This window comes from Paenibacillus sp. GCM10027628 (assembly GCF_042676385.1).
In the GTDB taxonomy this organism is placed as follows: Bacteria; Bacillota; Bacilli; order Paenibacillales; family NBRC-103111; genus Paenibacillus_E.
This window is the reverse complement of the sequence record NZ_JBHTHA010000044.1, coordinates 162,268-175,705: the sequence shown is the minus strand read 5'-3', so window position 1 is coordinate 175,705 and position 13,438 is coordinate 162,268. Positions and strand designations below refer to the sequence as shown.

12 protein-coding genes and 1 pseudogene are annotated in these 13,438 nt (G+C 49.6%); 9 read left to right on the top strand and 4 right to left on the bottom strand.

Translation table 11 applies throughout. The annotated features are described in order from the left end of the window. Positions 1-95 precede the first annotated feature (95 nt). Positions 96-869: a LytR/AlgR family response regulator transcription factor gene (locus ACFQZT_RS28035; protein WP_379305433.1), complete on the top strand. Its 774-nt coding sequence runs from the start codon at positions 96-98 to the stop codon at positions 867-869. Positions 870-953: 84 nt separating this feature from the next. Here ACFQZT_RS28035 and ACFQZT_RS28030 read toward each other — a convergent pair whose 3' ends face one another. From ACFQZT_RS28030 to ACFQZT_RS28020, 3 genes are read right to left on the bottom strand one after another with little or no spacing between them, the layout of a single operon-like run. Further along, positions 954-1,730 carry an SDR family oxidoreductase gene (locus ACFQZT_RS28030; protein ID WP_379305431.1) on the bottom strand — a complete coding sequence of 259 codons (777 nt, stop codon included), beginning with the start codon at positions 1,728-1,730 and terminating at the stop codon, positions 954-956. Then, positions 1,720-2,166 (bottom strand): MerR family transcriptional regulator, encoded by a 447-nt coding sequence (locus ACFQZT_RS28025; RefSeq protein WP_379305429.1) that lies wholly within the window; start codon positions 2,164-2,166, stop codon positions 1,720-1,722. The genes ACFQZT_RS28030 and ACFQZT_RS28025 overlap by 11 nt, the downstream gene beginning before the upstream one ends. A 3-nt stretch (positions 2,167-2,169) precedes the next feature. Then, a complete protein-coding gene (locus ACFQZT_RS28020; protein WP_379305427.1) occupies positions 2,170-3,513 on the bottom strand; it encodes an aminotransferase-like domain-containing protein in 1,344 nt (447 codons plus the stop codon). A gap of 162 nt (positions 3,514-3,675) precedes the next feature. Between ACFQZT_RS28020 and ACFQZT_RS28015 the strand changes: the two genes are divergently transcribed. Next, positions 3,676-4,623: a DMT family transporter gene (locus ACFQZT_RS28015; RefSeq protein ID WP_379305425.1), complete on the top strand. Its 948-nt coding sequence runs from the start codon at positions 3,676-3,678 to the stop codon at positions 4,621-4,623. 88 nt (positions 4,624-4,711) lie between these two features. On the opposite strand, the gene ACFQZT_RS28010 is transcribed toward ACFQZT_RS28015, so the two are convergent. Continuing rightward, positions 4,712-5,131: a hypothetical protein gene (locus tag ACFQZT_RS28010; protein ID WP_379305423.1), complete on the bottom strand. Its 420-nt coding sequence runs from the start codon at positions 5,129-5,131 to the stop codon at positions 4,712-4,714. A 270-nt stretch (positions 5,132-5,401) separates the two neighbouring features. Between ACFQZT_RS28010 and ACFQZT_RS28005 the strand changes: the two genes are divergently transcribed. The 7 genes and pseudogenes from ACFQZT_RS28005 to ACFQZT_RS27975 form a co-directional block, all read left to right on the top strand. Next, positions 5,402-5,908, top strand: a complete 507-nt coding sequence (locus tag ACFQZT_RS28005; RefSeq protein ID WP_379305421.1) for a DUF4912 domain-containing protein — start codon at positions 5,402-5,404, stop codon at positions 5,906-5,908. Between the two features lie 9 nt (positions 5,909-5,917). After that, positions 5,918-8,566 (top strand): 1,4-alpha-glucan branching protein domain-containing protein, encoded by a 2,649-nt coding sequence (locus ACFQZT_RS28000; RefSeq protein WP_379305419.1) that lies wholly within the window; start codon positions 5,918-5,920, stop codon positions 8,564-8,566. 391 nt (positions 8,567-8,957) lie between these two features. Beyond that, complete coding sequence (locus tag ACFQZT_RS27995; RefSeq protein WP_379305417.1) at positions 8,958-9,176, top strand: hypothetical protein; 219 nt, start codon at positions 8,958-8,960, stop codon at positions 9,174-9,176. A 12-nt stretch (positions 9,177-9,188) separates the two neighbouring features. Beyond that, the gene (locus ACFQZT_RS27990) at positions 9,189-11,591 is read left to right on the top strand and encodes a sugar phosphate nucleotidyltransferase (RefSeq protein ID WP_379305415.1); all 2,403 of its coding nucleotides are present in this window, start codon (positions 9,189-9,191) and stop codon (positions 11,589-11,591) included. A 97-nt stretch (positions 11,592-11,688) separates the two neighbouring features. Further along, the gene (locus ACFQZT_RS27985; protein WP_379305495.1) at positions 11,689-11,901 is read left to right on the top strand and encodes a hypothetical protein; all 213 of its coding nucleotides are present in this window, start codon (positions 11,689-11,691) and stop codon (positions 11,899-11,901) included. Positions 11,902-12,020: 119 nt separating this feature from the next. Further along, on the top strand, positions 12,021-12,548 hold the full coding sequence (locus ACFQZT_RS27980; protein ID WP_379305413.1) for a DUF4912 domain-containing protein: 528 nt from the start codon (positions 12,021-12,023) through the stop codon (positions 12,546-12,548). Beyond that, positions 12,545-13,249: pseudogene (locus ACFQZT_RS27975) on the top strand (1,4-alpha-glucan branching protein domain-containing protein); the annotation flags it as partial. The gene ACFQZT_RS27980 and the pseudogene ACFQZT_RS27975, both read left to right, overlap by 4 nt. Between the last annotated feature and the right edge of the window lie 189 nt (positions 13,250-13,438).

The following is a 13,438-nucleotide window of genomic DNA, read 5'->3' as shown; positions in this document are numbered from 1 at the left end:
TGGTTTGCCTTCAATTTGGACTAAGTTGGCTGTTTCTAAGACCAAGTTGCCACTCTCACATGGAAACATGGGCTGCATGATAGGAGCGCGTTAGTATGAATCACCCTTTTACAGTTGCAATTGTGGAAGATAACAATTGGGTCCTTAAATTGTTGGAATCCTATTGTGAACAATCCGGTTTACAAGTGGTCTGCACCGCTTCCGATGGACAAGCATTTCTTATACAATATGACGCATATAAACCTGATATTTTGCTGGTTGATATAGGTTTGCAAGGAGATTTGGACGGCATATCCATGGTTCAATCGCTCAGAGAAGCCGGCTATGCGCAGAAAGTGATCATGGTCAGCGGGACGACGAATATTGATCACGTTCTGACCTCTTTTCATGATTTGGGTTCTCTTTATTTTCTGTCCAAGCCGGTTCTCTATCCCAAATTTCAAACCGCCATTCAGAAAGCAATTGCAGAAATTGACATGGAACGAAGTACGGCTGTCCAAGCTCCTGAACTTGCGGCATCTAGATGGATCACGGTCAAAAACCAAAAATCGCAGCTGCCGATTTCGGAGGACTCTATCCTTTATGTGGAGAAAGAGGAGAAGCGGCTGACAATGATTCATCTTGTCAACGGGGATCGGATAGAGGCGAGTACGAATCTCACGGATATTTTAGCCCAAGCTTCACCCTATTTGTTCAGCCCGTTCAAAGGCTTTCTCGTGAATATGCGCTATGTCGCCTCATTCGTCAAGGAAAGTGGATTCCCGACGACAAGGAGGTTCCTCATCCATTTGAAGCATACTTCCACGAAAATCCCGTTAAGCCGCAACCTGCAAAAAGAGTTTGCGCGATTGCTGCAAGAGCTGCATTGATATTCATTATGAGAAAACCTCTATCGAGGCCATTCAAAGATGAGAGAGCGCGTTTAGAGGTAAGTTTTATCGCCAATAAACCTTCTACCAAGCGGCAGGTTTACGTTGTCGAAAGAATCCGCCGCTCGGACCTTCTTCATCCAGAGTTGCCAACCAGACAGCGGTATCTGCTCCTTCTTCAACCGTTACGGGAGCAGGTACTCCTTCAGGAATCTTCTGGGAAGCAGTTGCTCTTCCCATATCCGTTTGGACTCTGCCAGGACAAACAGCGTTAACTTTGATACCCATTTCAGCCACATCTTGTGCGACTAAACATGTCAAGGCATTGAGCGTGGTTTTAGAGAGGCGATAAGCTGATGATGATCCTTTAAGACCTAAGAATCCCTGCATTTGCAGAACCTCAAAAGCTCCCAATCCTGATGAGAGATTGACGATGCGCCCATATTTATGTTCTTTCATCAGAGGAACAGCGGCTTGAATCATTCGTAATGCCCCAAAATAATTAGTTTCAAATGTCTCTTTGATCATTGACTCTTCCACATCCAATACAGAAACGCCGTGATCAAGTAGAATTCCAGCATTATTTACCAGTACATCCAGACGACCATGTTGTTGTTTTACTGTCTCTGCCATCTTTTTGACACTTTCTGTATCATTCACATCGACGACTTGTAATTCCACGGATAGTCCTGCTTGACGCATCTCTTCAACCGTATGTCGCCCTTTATCTTCATCCCGACAACCAATCAAAACGTGTAACCCTTTCAAAGCCAACTGATAGGCGATTTCCCTTCCTATACCACGGTTAGCTCCTGTAACTAATGCAATTCGAGGCTTTTCTTGGTTCATTTTACAATTCATTTTGTCCATCTCCTTTAAGCAGGATCTTTCTCCAATTTGACAGATAATCTTCCAAGTGAGATTCTGCTTTTTTTAAGGTCTCGATTTGTTTTTTGATTTCTTCAAGCTTCCTTTCACCGAGATCAATGGCAATCGGCAAGCATTGATGTTTAATTTCCTCACTATTCGTACAGTGAAAGAAATCGGTTATTTCCTTCGCAGTAAGACCAAGACTAAAATAAAGCTGAATCATTCTGACTAGTTCAATATGAGATTCAGCATATTCACGATAACCGTTCTCCAAGCGAGCAGGCTTCAACAGTTCTTTTTCTTCATAATATCGCAGAGAGCGAAGACTTACTCCTGTCTTACGGGACAATTCACTAATATGAATAAAAACATCCCCTTCCTGGACTAATATATGGTATTCTAATCCATCACATGATGTTAAGGTCAAGCGCTACCACCTGATCCCCCGCTTCACTTCCTCGACAATCGCCTTAACGCCCTCGTCGATTTGCTCCGGCTGGGCACGTGAAATGCTGATCCGCAAAAACTTCTCACGCTCTGCGTAATCCGCTAAATAGTAATTATTCCCGGACATGACGCTGACATTTCTCGCCGCCAGCCGTTTCGTCAGAGCGTCGAGATTGACCGTTTGCGGCAGCTTAAACTGCATATAGACGCCAGAACTGACGTCAGACACTTCAATCAACCCCGCACCGTTATACCGCTCAACAGCCTCATTCAAGGCACGAATTCTGGCGGTGTACTGACTGCATATTTTGTGTTTGTGCCTCTCGTACATGCCGTTTTTAATGTATACCTCAAGAGCTGCCTGGGACAAAAGCGAAGTATCGCCATATCTTTTGTAAGCCTGGAATGTCTTGAGCAGCCGTTCCGGTAAAACCGCGGCCCCCAGCCTCAAGCCGGGGAAAATGATTTTCGAAAAACTTTTCAAATAGACGACGTGCGAAGTCCGGTCATAAGCGTAAATCGGATCGAAGCGCCGCTCTATGCCCAAGTCGGCCATGTAATCGTCTTCCACGACGTATACATGGTATTTGCCTGCCAGCCTGGCAATTGACTTTCTCTCCTCTGCGCTATACGAGGTGCCGAGCGGATTGTGATATCTGGACATCGTGTAAAAAAATTTGATGCCTCCGCTTTTAAATTTCTCCTCCAACTCACGCAAATCGATGCCAGTCGCACGACGAGCGATCGCGCATACCGGCACGCCTTCCGCCTCCAAGTAACGAATATAGAAATCGTAACTCGGCTGTTCGACCAAAACCGCGTCGTTCCCGTTTGGAAACGGCATTTTAGCCAAAATTTCCAGCGCCTGCTGAGCGCCTGAAGTGACAATGATCCGCTCCGCACTCGCGAACACCTGATCACCCGCCAAATGAGAAACGAGCGTTCGGCGCAGCGTTTCCAGCCCTTGCGGTTCGCCGTATGTAAACAGGTTGTATTTATAAGTATCGATCGCTTTATTTAAACAATGTTGAAAGTCCAAATACGGAAATACATTTAAATCCGGAGACGCCGAAGCAAAATCAATGGTATCGCCTTTCGTACCGGTACCCCAATTACCCGGCTTGTCGACCACATAAAAACCGCTTTGCGGAATCGAATAAATCGTATGGCGCTTTTCGAGTTCTGCGTATGCCCGTGTAATCGTACTGATACTGCATCCATACAGCTCAGCGGCATCACGCACGGATGGCAGCTTTTGGCCTGGACGGTACCCGCCCTCACTAATTTTTTGCTCCATATCGGATAGAATCGAAAAATATTTTTTCATACCGTTCCTCCCTCCCTCTCCTATCTCATCATTATACAGGAAGCTGACCAACTGTATCGATACAGTTCGGGTAAAATGGCATTGTTAGGAAGAGCGTTCTGTCATACCCTTAATGTAGTCGCAATTACGATCAAGATTAAGGCAATGAAAAGGGGAGGAACCATGAACCAAAATGGGCTAAAACTTGCATATTTATTGGCCGTGCTTAACGCGGTCATTATCGGATTTTCGTTTTTATTTACCAAAATGGCGCTGGTGAATGCCCAGCCGCTCGACACGCTCACCTTCCGTTTTGCCGCTTCGTTTGCGGTGATGTCCATCCCGGTTGCTTTCGGTTGGGTTAAGCTTAATTACCGCGGCAAGCCGCTCTTGAAAGCGCTGCTGCTTGCAACCATGTACCCGCTTGGGTTCTTTACGCTTCAAGCGTTCGGGCTGCAGCACGCCACCTCTGCCGAAGGCGGCATTTTATACGCATTCACCCCAGTCGTGACCATGGTACTCGCCTCCATCTTTTTGAAAGAAGCGACAACCGTCTTACAGAAGCTGTCGATCTTCCTATCGGTGTTCGGCGTTGTGTTCATCTTTTTGATGAAAGGAAGCCGCATCGATTTCTCGAACTTAACGGGGATATTCCTGTTGTTCTTGACGTGCGTGGCTTTTGCCGGATACAGCGTGCTGGCCCGTTCGCTTTCGAAGCATTTTAGACCGGCGGAAATCAGTTATTACATGCTCGGCATCGGCTTCGTCACTTTTCTTGTCGTATCGCTCACCGACCATGCGACCACAGGGACGCTTGACCGCTTTTTCGCGCCGCTTGCCAGCGGTACCTTTATCGTGTCAATCCTCTATCTGGGTGTGGTATCCTCGCTCGTTACAGCTCTTGCTATCAACTACATCTTATCCAAACTTGAAGCGTCGAAAATGAGCGTTTTCTCTAACTTATCCACCGTCGTCTCCATCGTCGCAGGGGCGATGTTTCTGGGCGAGGAAGTTACCGTCTATCATCTGATCGGCTCGGTGCTGATTATTGCAGGGGTCATCGGAACGAATCGCTTGGGGCGAAAGAACGCGGTCGCTCATACGAGGCGCACAGAACGTGTAAAAGTCTGAATGACAAAAAGACCTCCAATCCGCATATCCTGTGCGATTAGAGGTCTTTTCGTTTATTAAACAAGACTGGCCTATATGAACTATCCTCCTACATTTTGGAGGTTTTTTTGTTTTTGAGCTTATCTCGGCGCGAACTGAGCATTTTTAAACGCTTTTTCAGCTGCTCTTCCCATTCCGCATCGCCGATCGTTCGAGCTACGCTCATGAGATCCAGTGCCATGTCGATTTGACTGCGCACAATATCCATCGGCTCTTCGCCTTCATGGTTTACGCAATTCTCGTGCAGCAAATGATCTTTGCCATCTACGTACTCTACAAAGTCAACCTCTGAAGCTCCGTCCCCATGGGCATACTCCGCAAGTATCTCATATTCGTTCTCTACAAGATAGTGAACTTCAATACGGTGACATACCGGGCAAAAGAGGATAGGCACATTATGAATTTGCGTACGAATGTGCTTCAAAGTTCCCTTAGTTCCGATCATACTGGCTCCACAACAAAAACTCATGGATATCCCTCCTTAGCGTTTTGCGTTAGCAAAACTTGCTTCGTAAGCGTGTACTGAGTTTTGCATCAGCAAAACTTACATCGAAAGCATAAACCCTTTGTTTCCCGGATTACCCCAATATATTCGTCACAACGTGGGGTAATTCCTTTTTTCCCGGACGTGTAGATTTTAGCAGTTTGCGCATAATTTTCATGCCAAAGGCAAAACCTGAGACAGCGGGATAAACCTGAATGAAGTCATTCAAAGATGAGCAGTGTGAGGAGGAATCCAATGCAAATCTTACCTCTCGCGGGATTGGAGTTACCCGATCGATACCATAAGGACTTACTTCATCTTATGATCGTAGATGCTCATACGCTATATGTTTATTGGGAAATCAGCAATAGACGGAGATGGCTCGTCTCCCAGCATTTTGAATGCGATTATGGGGCAATGCCTAAGGTGCTGCGTGTGTATGATGTCACCTGTTTGTATTTTAACGGCAGCAACGCTCATTCATATCGGGATGTGACGACCACGCCGGAAGCGAGCAATTGGTTTCTTCGTGATCTGGGCGCCGATCGGACCTATGTGGTCGATATCGGCATTTATTCATGGGAACGCGAGTTCATTCCCCTGCTACGCTCCAACTGCGCGGCAACGCCCAAAAGTGCTGAGGCGATCTGGGGAGAGCCCTTACGAAGCGTTGTTCCCGAAGCGCTCGCCGATCCTATAGCTAACCGGATACAACCGCACTTTTTTGAAAATATACAAGTTTATTCCCCCTATATGAGGTGAAGCTGCCGCATGAAGAACCGGATCGAAAAAATGCCTGAACTCAAGGGCTATTTGGCGCTTGTGCTGCATGCGCACCTGCCCTACATTCGCCATCATGACCAAGACGATGATAGGGAAGAACGATGGTATTTCAAAGCGATGACAGAGACATATCTGCCGCTTATCGAGGTTATGGACCGGCTTGTGGGTGACCGGATTGATTTCCGCCTCACGTTGTCGATAACGCCGACGCTGTTGTCCCTTTTCTCAGACTCCTTCCTGCAAGAAAAGTATCGGACCTATCTGAGCAAGATGGCTGATCGAGCTGGCCAAGAACAAATAAGATTGCGAGAGCTGCAGACACTTTACGAAAGCTGTAAAGGGAATGTTATCGCAAAGTTCAAGCAATTCCAAGACGATGGCCTTATCGAAATCGTCACCTCTGCGGCAACGCACGGCATTTTGCCTTTAATGAAAACGGAAGAAGCTATTAAAGCGCAAATTGCTACGGCCGTCCGCGAATATGTACGGCATTTCGATCGTAAGCCGCGCGGTTTTTGGCTTCCGGAATGCGGCTTTACATCAGGGATCGACCGTGTACTCAAGCAATACGGCATCGATTACTTTTTCTCTGATTCAACCGCGGTTGCTTACGCTTCCCCTCAGCCCAATCGAGAATTGTACGCTCCGCTGATGACACCCTACGGCGTTAGCGCTTTTCCGTGTGATCCCGAATCAGCACGCCAGATATGGAAAACGCAGGAAACAGCTTCCGAACATGCCGGCAGCTTTATGCTCCATCGACAAAAGCAGGCGGAGCATTGGCACCGTTGGCTCGATCGCAGGCCAATCATCGTGACTCCAATCGATGCGGAGCTGTTCGGACAAGGCATGAACGTAAAACCCATTTGGATCGAGATGCTGTGCCGCAACTTATTTAACGATCCGCACATCATGAGAATGATCACGCCCGGCGAATACCTCAGGGTGTATCCGCTTGCCGATGTCGGCAAATTGAATGAATCCAGCTTGGGACGAAACCACTCAGCCGAAGAGTGGCTTCAGCACAAGAACGAATGGATCTATCGCCACCTGCATCAAGCCGAGGAACGGATGATTCGTCTGGCGACGGAGCATGAACATTTGGCCAGCCAGGGTGAGCTGCGGGCCGGATTGCTAAAGCGCTCGCTAAATCAAGCGGCCAGGGAGCTCATGCTGGCTCAGAGCAGCGATTGGGCGTTCATGAGGAATTCGGGCAAGGATGTGGATTCTGCCATTCGCCGGACGAAGGAACACTTGTCCTATTTCAACCGGCTGTGCGATCAGATTGATCGGAGACAGGTCGATGAGCATTCTTTAGACGTTCTTGAGCAAATGAACAACTGTCTCCCAGCGGTCGATTATAAGGACTACGTTAGGATTGCTCGCCTTTCTCCCATCCCCATTATTCCTAGCTTGAACGAATGGATGACGCTATTGGATGAAACCAAACACCGCCCCAATGTGTTCATGCTCACATGGGAATACCCGCCCAAGCAAGTGGGCGGCTTGTCGCGTGCCGTCCATGAGTTATCCGAAGCGCTTGCCGCCGAGGGAGAAATCGTTCATGTCATTACAACGTCTCATTACGGCGCACCTTATTTTGAAAAGCTCAACGGGGTTTATGTGCATCGGCTTCCTGTTGATGTATCCGGCGATACGCATTTTTATCATTGGACGTTCGAGATGAACCTTGCCATGATTGATCATCTCGTTCGTTGGAAAGAACATGGCGGCCGGATCGACTTGCTGCATGCGCACGATTGGATGGTGATGCATACCGCCAGAGAAATGAAATGGAGTTATGGGGTTCCGCTAGTGGCCACGATTCATGCTACCGAATGGGGCAGAAATCAAGGGGTACTATACTCCGATCTTCAGCACAAGATTCATCAGACGGAGTGGAAGCTTACTTACGAAGCCAATCGGGTTTATGTTTGCAGCGCTTATATGAAAGATGAAGTCGGGCGCATATTCGAACTGCCGCAAGAGAAAGTGGCCGTGTATCCGAACGGGATTCGAATCCCGGCTTCGCCTGTCGAATTGGTTGACCGTCCGGACTTTTTGAATGAGAAGGACAAGGTCATTTTCTACATTGGCCGACTAGTATATGAAAAAGGGATACAAGTGCTGATCGACGCAATGCCGATCATTCTCTCGCAGGTACTGGATGCCAGATTGGTTATCGCCGGGACGGGACCGATGGAAGACGAGCTTCGCGGCCGTGCCGCTCATTTAGGCGATCGGGTTTGGTTCACAGGTTTTGTAAACGATGCTTATCGCGAGCAGCTCTACCGAGCTGCTGATGTTTGCGTCATCCCAAGCTTATATGAACCCTTCGGTATCGTCGCTTTGGAAGCTATGGCCCACCGCAAGCCGCTCGTCCTATCCGATACGGGTGGTCTCGCGGAAATCATCCGCCATGGCATCGACGGCTACAAGGCGCTTCCGGGGCATGTCGAATCACTCTCCTGGCATATTACCGAGACGCTGCTTCAGCCGGATCAAGCCGCCAAGATGGCCGAAGCCGCTTATCAGAGACTGCAGCAGCAATACCAGTGGAGCCGCATCGCCAAGGACATCCAGCAAGAGTACCATAAGCTCACCTGTTACCAGCCGGCGTGGGTCGAGAGTAGATAATCATTGGATTACGAACACTGGATTTTGTACAGTGCTTTATAACGATTTTGGGGAAACATAGGTAAAACATTGGATTCTTTCCAATGTTTTACTGGATATGAGCATCGGCACGACTCACTGGAGCCATTTGATTGGATGATTTCCAATCCCAGCTTCCTATTAACTGCATCTAACTCATTGCATTGGACGAAATCCAATGCAGCAGGAGCTAACTATGTTCAAATCCAAAGAATATCTCTTTCGATTGTTCGAAAACTAGGCGATAGCAGCTGAAGCTCGTTGCTTTAGCGCGGAAAAACCGGCTTAAAGTCATTGACGGGCCGTGTCTTACCGGGTTAAGGCGGAAAAACCGTCGTATGACCGATCGTTCAGGCGATTTCGGCGGCAACTTGTGACTTTAACGCGGAAAAACCGTCTTAAAGTCGCTGATGAGCCTCAGCTTATTGGGTTAAGACGGAAAAACCGCCTTATGACCGACCATCCAGCCGATTTCGGCGGCAGCTTGCGACTTAAATACGGAAAAACCGCCTTAAAGCCGCTGACGGGCCGCTTGTTGCTAAGCTTTGAAGGCAATACTTGCAAAGTCAGTTTTTCTGGCGAAAAACTCTAAGGAGGCGTCACAATGAAGGCTGTGATTATGGCCGGAGGCAAAGGGACCAGACTTCGTCCCTTGACTTGTCATCTCCCCAAGCCCATGGTGCCCCTTATCGGCAAACCCTGCATGGCTTATACCATTGATTTGTTGAAGAAACATGGGATCTACGACATTGCCATTACCATGCAGTATAAGCCTGAAATGATACGCGATTATTTCGGAGATGGCCGGACGTTCGACGTTCATATGCACTATTTTCAAGAAACGACACCGCTTGGTACAGCCGGCAGTGTGAAAAATGCCCAGCCGTTTTTGGACGATACCTTTATCGTGATCAGCGGCGATGCGCTGACGGACGTTGATTTGCAGCAAGCATTGAACTTCCATAAGCAGAAGGGAGCAAAGGCTACCCTCGTGCTTACGCGAGTCAATCACCCTTTGGAATATGGTGTGGTCATGACCGATGATGAGGGGAGAATTGTAAAATTTCTGGAAAAGCCCAGTTGGGGTGAAGTGTTTAGCGATACCGTAAATACAGGTATTTACATCTTAGAACCCGAGCTCCTGGAACGCGTGCCGCACGGCCAGGCATTTGACTTTAGCCAGCAGCTCTTTCCGGCTTTGCTGGAGGACGGCGACGCACTTTTCGGCTATATCAGCTCCGGCTATTGGTCCGATATCGGAAATTTGCAGCAGTACCGGCAAACGCAGTTCGACATGCTTGACGGTAAGGTTCGTGTAGATCTGCCGGGGAAACAAATTCGACCTGGCGTTTATGTCGAAGAAGGAGTTGTTATCGGGCTCGGCGCTCGCTTGATTGGTCCCGCCTTCATAGGAGAGGGAAGCAAGCTGGAGGACGAGGTGGAAATTGGCGAGTACTGCATTATAGGCAGGAATAATCACCTTGCCAAAGGAAGTGCGCTGGCCCGGAGCATTATCTGGGACCATAACCACATTGCTGAGCACAACGAATTGTCCGGATCTACCTTAACCAGCCGGATCGTCAGTCATCAAGCCGCCTCATTAAGCGATGGCTCCGTCATTGGCAATCATGTCGTCATCGGAGCAGGAAGCCGGATTGGTCCGAATGTTAAAATTTGGCCTTATAAACAAATTCGCGAGCATTCGCAGCTCCATACTTCATTCATTTGGGGAGAGACATCCTCCACATCGCTATTCAAAGCCCAAGGGATTAGCGGAATGCCCAATCTGGACATTACACCTGAATTCGCCGCCAAATTCGCGACAGCTTATGGCGCGACTCTAGCCTGGGACAAGACGTTAACGATTAGCTGCGCCCCTCATGCATTCACACGCCTTTTAAAACGAACAATTACAGCTAGTTTACAGTCGGTTCGCACAAACGTCATAGACTTAGGAGATTCAATATTCCCTGCAACCAGCTTTGCCATTCGTCAGTTAGGGGCTGCCGGAGGGATTCATGTGGATTGGTCCGGAGTAAAAGGCGAGATGTGCAGCATAACCTGTCTGGACGCGGAAGGACTGCCTATCCCCAGATCCCAAGAACGCAGTGTCGAAAACAGCTATCGGCAGGAAGACTATGGACGAGCCTCCGCCCAGGATATCGGGGATTACAGACAAGAGCCCCATTGGATGCAAACTTATGTCGAAGCACTGGCCAAGGAAATTGCTTATGAACGAGAAGCGGTTAAACCTCTTCGCGTCGTGATTGAAGCAAGCCCTTGGCTGCAGACGTATCTCGTGCCGTTCTTTGAAATTCTGGGCATGGAAGCTATTCACGTAACGACGAGCAAGCTGCAGAATTCCTTGCCTGACTTTGTCGCTTTGTCCAAGGCGGATCTCGGAATCTCCTTGAAAGATGACGGACACTACTTGAAGCTTATTACTGAGCAAGGTGCAATGGTTGATAACGAGCTGCAATCGGTATTTCTCTATCTGTGCTATCTGCATAGCCGTCCAGGCGCTACCATTGGCGCACCGGTCAGCGCTCCGCATCTTCTGGAGAGCATGGCAGATGGGCTTGGCGCCACGATTGTGAGGACGAAGGAAGGGGCTCGTGCCATCCTGGAGGCAACGGCTGAAGCCCGCATGCATCCGCTTTTCGATTCCTTGTTTGCCGTCGGGCTGATTGTGCTGCATTTGGACAGAACCGGGCAGCCTTTGGGCAAGCTCCTCTCCCTGCTCCCGAACTTTCATCTTCACCGGGAAAAGATCGATTGCCCTTGGGATCATAAAGGACAAGTAATGCGAAGCATGATGGAACGCGGGAAAGACAGCCACGTTGAGTTGGTGGATGGCATTAAGTTTTATCATGATGAGGGGTGGGTGCTTCTGCTGCCGGATGCAGACGAGCCCGTTTTTCAGGTCGTCGCCCAGTCCACTGATCAGAGCGCCACGCAATCTCTGATAAAATCCTACCGTGAGCACATTCTAAATGTGCTGCAGTAGGCATATATTAGTACAGGAAAAATCCGCTCTATCCAGGTCAGTCCTGTAGATTGGATTTTTTCAAAGTCTCAAGATGAAGGAGAGAGCGGCGTTGAACATGATTCCCAGTGTTTCCAGGCAGATCGCTTATGTACAGTATGACGATCAATCCTCCAGTATGATCGTTCAATATCATACTGGTTTCCAAGCATCTTATAGCAATGTGAAGCAGGATGATTACCAGATGATCGTATCCGCCACGAATCGTTACGATTCGTTAATGCGGCTTACGGAAACCAGGTACATAGATGGGCAGCCGCCGTCCAAATGAATCTATCATCCAATCTCCCCTTTTCCACAAGGTGGAGATTTTTCGTTTCCATCGCGCATATGCTACAATGTTGCTCAAAGTGAGCAGCAACCATCAACGACTACCCTTCTAAAGAAAAGGTGAGACCGATTCCTACCCCAGCCCTACCAATTGATCACTCGGATCGGGATACGCTTCATTTGCTCGTTCAATCCCCCACTGTGCTGTTTATGTACTGGCAGCTATCGGCACGAAAAAGCGCAATGATTCAAGAGCATTTCGGTGCTCATTGGCAAACGCTTCAGCCATCTTTGCGCATCTACGATATCACTGGTCTGTCGTTTGACGGAAGTTCGGCGTGCGAGGTCTCAGAGCTTCCATTGCCGCAGGGAGAATCCTGTTTTCTTAGCGGATTTCGCCCCGGTACACGGTACATTGCGGATTTGGGGATTGTTAGCGGGCATGGGCAGTTCGTGCCGCTCTTACGCTCCAACACCATCGAGACGCCCCCAATATCTCACGCGACCTATTCGGAACCGCAGACAACGCCTTCAACTTACCCGGTCTCTTTTACGGTGATCAAGCCCTTACAATATGAACAATTCTCAGCCTATTCGGTATATCCACTGAAAACGGCAGATTCGGAACCAGGAGGCGATACGGATTGAGCGCGTCCGTTCACGGTTATGTTGCTTTGCTTTTGCACGCCCATATCCCCTACGTCAGACAGGAGGAGGATCGCGTTACTCTGGAAGAACGATGGTTCTTTGAAGCTGTCGTCGACAGCTATCTCCCCTTGATCGATATGTTCAATCGGCTTCTTGAGGATGGCGTTCAATACCGTCTGACGCTCTCCCTCTCCCCTCCTCTGCTCGCGATGATGGAAGATCCGGTGCTGCAGCGGAGGCTGCGGCAGCACCTGGCCTCTTTAAGCGAGCTGGCTCAGCGCGAAGTGTTTCGACTATGGGGCGACCCGGATAACGCCCCTACGGCTATTCTCTATGCCGACCGCTATCGCCGGTTGGCTGAACTCTACGATCGCCTCGGCGGCGATCTGATCGGGAAGTTCCGCTGCCTGCGGGATTCCGGCTGCGTGGAATTGATCACGTGCGCCGCGACGCATGCGTTCTTGCCGCTGGTCAAGAACGACGCCGCGCTGCGCGCGCAGCTTGAAGCCGCCGTAATCGAGTTCCGGCGGCATTTTGGGTCGGACCCGGCAGGCATCTGGCTGCCGGAGTGCGGCTATACGCCTGCGGTGGAACCCCACCTGCAGGCGCTCGGCCTTCGCTACTTCGTCGTCGACGCCCATGCGCACGCGCAGGCGGTGCCGACGACGAAGGCGAAGGCCCAGGCGGGCACGCCCCTGCGTACGCGGGGCGGCGCCTGCGCCTTCGCTCGGGACCCCGAAGCCGGCGCCCAGGTATGGAGCGCCGCATCGGGGTACCCGAGCGATGCCGACTATCGCGAATACTATCGCGATATCGGCTTCGACCTCGGCCATGAGGATCCGGCCGAGTGGGACTACATCAAGCCCTATGTACTGCCCGACGGGCAGCGG

What these genes read in the sequence shown, in the direction of transcription:
- ACFQZT_RS28035 (WP_379305433.1), top strand. Translation starts at nt 96, where the DNA reads ATGAATCACCCTTTTACAGTTGCAATTGTGGAAGATAACAATTGGGTC.
- ACFQZT_RS28030 (WP_379305431.1), bottom strand. Translation starts at nt 1,730, where the DNA reads ATGAATTGTAAAATGAACCAAGAAAAGCCTCGAATTGCATTAGTTACA.
- ACFQZT_RS28020 (WP_379305427.1), bottom strand. Translation starts at nt 3,513, where the DNA reads ATGAAAAAATATTTTTCGATTCTATCCGATATGGAGCAAAAAATTAGT.
- ACFQZT_RS28015 (WP_379305425.1), top strand. Translation starts at nt 3,676, where the DNA reads ATGAACCAAAATGGGCTAAAACTTGCATATTTATTGGCCGTGCTTAAC.
- ACFQZT_RS28010 (WP_379305423.1), bottom strand. Translation starts at nt 5,131, where the DNA reads ATGAGTTTTTGTTGTGGAGCCAGTATGATCGGAACTAAGGGAACTTTG.
- ACFQZT_RS28005 (WP_379305421.1), top strand. Translation starts at nt 5,402, where the DNA reads ATGCAAATCTTACCTCTCGCGGGATTGGAGTTACCCGATCGATACCAT.
- ACFQZT_RS28000 (WP_379305419.1), top strand. Translation starts at nt 5,918, where the DNA reads ATGAAGAACCGGATCGAAAAAATGCCTGAACTCAAGGGCTATTTGGCG.
- ACFQZT_RS27990 (WP_379305415.1), top strand. Translation starts at nt 9,189, where the DNA reads ATGAAGGCTGTGATTATGGCCGGAGGCAAAGGGACCAGACTTCGTCCC.
- ACFQZT_RS27985 (WP_379305495.1), top strand. Translation starts at nt 11,689, where the DNA reads ATGATTCCCAGTGTTTCCAGGCAGATCGCTTATGTACAGTATGACGAT.